This is a genomic window from Nocardia sp. NPDC060220 (genome assembly GCF_042727815.1).
GTDB lineage: Bacteria > Actinomycetota > Actinomycetes > Mycobacteriales > Mycobacteriaceae > Nocardia.
The window spans coordinates 1-3,548 of record NZ_JBHWZY010000731.1; the positions used below are offsets into that span (position 1 = coordinate 1).

3 protein-coding genes are annotated in these 3,548 nt (G+C 65.4%); 2 read left to right on the forward strand and 1 reads right to left on the reverse strand.

Annotated features, from left to right (window positions below):
- Nucleotides 1–217: 217 nt before the first annotated feature.
- A complete protein-coding gene (locus tag ACFWF3_RS28595) occupies nucleotides 218–889 on the reverse strand; it encodes a TetR/AcrR family transcriptional regulator (protein ID WP_379316597.1) in 672 nt (223 codons plus the stop codon).
- Nucleotides 890–1,011: 122 nt separating this feature from the next.
- Here ACFWF3_RS28595 and ACFWF3_RS28600 point away from each other — a divergent pair, with 122 nt between their 5' ends.
- Both ACFWF3_RS28600 and ACFWF3_RS28605 read left to right on the forward strand, forming a co-directional pair.
- Complete coding sequence (locus tag ACFWF3_RS28600) at nucleotides 1,012–1,623, forward strand: malonic semialdehyde reductase (protein ID WP_378989633.1); 612 nt, start codon at nucleotides 1,012–1,014, stop codon at nucleotides 1,621–1,623.
- A gap of 42 nt (nucleotides 1,624–1,665) precedes the next feature.
- The coding region (locus ACFWF3_RS28605) for a non-ribosomal peptide synthetase (RefSeq protein ID WP_379316599.1) at nucleotides 1,666–3,548 on the forward strand (1,883 nt) is incomplete at its 3' end.

Sequence of the window (3,548 nt, forward strand, 5' to 3'; positions counted from 1 at the left end):
GGTCGAGGCGAGCCTTCCCCGTGCACCCACGCGCCGCCGCCACGTCGCGGGGGCAGGATCCATCCTAGGCGCTGTAGCCTCTCGCACAGCGATGCCGCGCCCATTCCCGATCGCTCCGGGGATCGAATCCCCTGCGCACCTCAATGGCAAGTGACACAAGCCCTTTGCCTGCATTCCGCACAACCGGGACCGCGATCTCGACAAAAGTCACGGTCCATCAGTTGGGATCCGCGGCCGGGCGGTAGGCGCGGACGACGAGGTGGGCGGCCTCGGTGCAGATCGTTGCGGCGTCGGCGGCACGCAGTGGGATCGTGCCGTACATCGAGGCGTGCAGACCCTGTTGGACGAGCAGTGAGACGAACTGCCGGGCGGCGGTCGACGAATCGTCGACATCGAGCTCACCGCGTTCACTGCGGTGACGCAGCAGGTCGGCGATCTGCGTGACGAGCTGTTTCGGTTCGCCGTCCGCGCAGGCAGGGCGCAGCGACGGGATGCGGGCGACCTCGCTGATGACCAGGCGGCGCAGCGCGGAGGCGCGCTCGTCGAGCAGGACGCGCAGGACGCGGTGGCCGATCTCGACGAGAGCGGTGGTGGCATCGAGATCGTCGGCCTGATCCGCGCCGGTGATGTCTGTGCCGAAGTTCGCGGCGACACGGCTGCGTTCGTCGTCCACGGCGGCCAGGAACAGGGTCTGTTTGTCGCCGAAGTGGTTGTAGGCGGTTTGTTTCGCCACGCCGGCCCGTTCGGCGATCACGTCGAGGGTCGCCCGCTCGTAGCCGTCTCGCAGGAACGTATCGATCGCGGCATCGAGGATTGCTCGACGTTTACCCGGGTCGCCGCCGGGTGGGCGGCCACCGGATCCACTCGAGCGTATGGCCGATGTCGACATGTCCGTCTGCGCCTTTCGTGGTGAGTGACCCGCGTCACCAACAGTACGGGTGGACGAGTCAGTCTATCTACTATTTACTGGACTGGACCGACTAGTCTAATCAACTCACCCTGGAGGGTTTCATGGCGGCGACGGTATCGACCGAGCAGCTGGCACTGGACGCGGAAGCGCAGGACTTGTTGTTCCGCACCGCCCGCACAGCCAACACCTTCACCGACGAGCCGGTGACCGACGAACAGTTCCGCGCCATCTACGAACTCGTGAAATTCGGGCCGACCTCCATGAACCAGCAACCCCTTCGCGGCGTCCTCGTGCGCTCCTACCAGGCGAGGTCACGCCTGGTCGAGGCCATGACAGATCGCAACAAGGACAAGACCGCGCAGGCGCCACTGGCAGTCGTGCTCGGGGCCGACCTCGATTTCCACGACGAGCTGCCCAAACTGGTTCCCTTCATGGAGAACCCGCAGAACGTCTTCGCCGACCCGGCGGTGCGCGAGAAGTCGGCCACGTTCAACGCGGCGTTGCAGCTGGCGTACCTGATCATCGGAATCCGGGCCGCGGGTCTCGCGGCAGGCCCGATGGTCGGATTCGACGCCGACGCCATCGCCCGGGAGTTCTTCCCCGACGGCAGGCACGCACCGCTGTGCGTCATCAACATCGGCAAGCCAGGCCCGGACGCCTGGATGGGCCGCCTTCCCCGGCTGGAGTACGACGAGGTCTTCGGCACTGCCTGAACATCGCGGTTCGCCGCACGTCTGATCAGTGGTTAGGTGAAAATGACTGCTACATCGATTCTTTCGACGGCGCCTGTACCGCATGCGGTACGCGACGCCGAGTCGGTACCACAAATTCTCCTGCACGCCGCGCGCCATCATCCGACCAGCGGCACGACCTATTTGCAACGCACCGCCGACGCACCCGCGGTTCGGGTCCATCGTTCCCATCCACAACTGCTCGACGACGCCTTGCGGCTGACCGGCGCACTGCGCGACCAAGGGCTGCGACCACAGTCGAAAGTCGTTCTCCTGCTCGATGATCACGAAGACTTCGTCACCGTGCTGTGGGCTTGTTTCCTCGGCGGGTTCGTCCCGTGTCCCATGGTCGCCCAGCCCGCCGACCCGACGCGCTGGGCGAGCGCACTGCGCCATGTCGGCGAACTGCTCGAAGGCCCACTGGTGGTGACATCGCTCGCGATGCGCGACACCATGCCCGCCGTGTCAGGACTGGCGCCGGTGACGGTGGAATCCCTGCGGACGGGCGAACACCCACCGTTCGTGCACCACGCGAGCAGCGACGACCTCGCGCTGCTGGTCCTCACCTCCGGATCCACCGGAAACGCCAAAGCGGTGTCACTCACCCATGCCAACCTGCTCAGCTCCATGGCCGGCAAGTCGGCGGTGCAGCACCTCACCCCGGCCGATACCACCTTCAACTGGATCTCGTTCGATCACGTCGCGGCGCTGCTGGAAACACATCTGCTTCCGCTGTATTCCGGAGCGCAGCAGATCCATGCTCCGAGCGAGATCGTCGCCGACGACCCGATGCAGTTCCTGCGGATCATCTCCCGCCACCGGGTGACCATGACCTTCACACCGAATTTCCTACTGGGCCAGTTGAATTCGTTGTTCGAACCAGAAAGCGACAGCGACCTACTCGATCTGACCTGCCTGCGCCACATCGTGAGCGGTGGCGAAGCCAATGTGGTCGCGACAGGACAGACGTTCTTGCAGACCTTCGCCGCCTGCGGCCTGCACGACGCGGCGTTGTGGCCCGCGTTCGGGATGACCGAGACCTGCGCGGGCAGCATCTACAATCGCGATTTCCCCAGTGCCGACACCGGGCAGGAGTTCGCCGCTGTCGGGCATCCGGTGCCCCGATTGCAGCTGCGGGTCGCCGACGACGAAGACCTGTCACTACCCGACGGTGCGACCGGCGAGGTGCAACTGCTCGGCCCGATGGTCACTCACGGCTACTTCAACAACGCGGACGCCACCCACGAGGCTTTCACCGCCGACGGCTGGTTCCGCACGGGCGATCTCGGGCGGCTGGCCGACGGCAGGCTCACGCTCGTCGGGCGCAGCAAGGACAGCATCATCGTCAACGGCGTCAACTATTTCAGCCACGAGATCGAAACGGCGATCGAGGAACTCGACGGCATCTCCCCCGGCTATGTCGCCGCGTTCCCGACGCGGCGCCCCGGCAGCGACACCGAACAGCTCGTGATCGCCATCCACGCCGAGACCGGGGCCGACGAAGCCGGTCTGCATCGCCTGCTGACCGCGGTGCGTTCCACGGTCGTGTTGCTGTGCGGGTTCCGGCCCGGATTCATCCTGCCGCTGGACAAGGCGGACTTTCCCAAGACGAGTCTGGGTAAGACCTTGCGGCCACGCATGCGCCAACGGCTCGAATCGGGTGGCTACGACCAGGTCATCGCCGACACCGCGGCTGTCACAACCCGTCAGCTCGGCGGATATTCGGCACCGGAGGGCAACACCGAGTCGATCCTGACCGGTGTCTACGCGGAGCTGTTCGATCTTCCGGTCACCGAAATCAGCGTCACGGCAAGCTTTTTCGATCTGGGTGGCACCTCGCTCGACATCCTTCGATTGCAGCAGCAGATCGCGCGCCGCTTCGAGGTGGCGACCCTGCCGATCATCGC

Excerpts from the sequence above, each read along its gene's own strand:
- ACFWF3_RS28595 (WP_379316597.1), bottom strand. The coding sequence starts at position 889 with ATGTCGACATCGGCCATACGCTCGAGTGGATCCGGTGGCCGCCCACCC.
- ACFWF3_RS28600 (WP_378989633.1), top strand. The coding sequence starts at position 1,012 with ATGGCGGCGACGGTATCGACCGAGCAGCTGGCACTGGACGCGGAAGCG.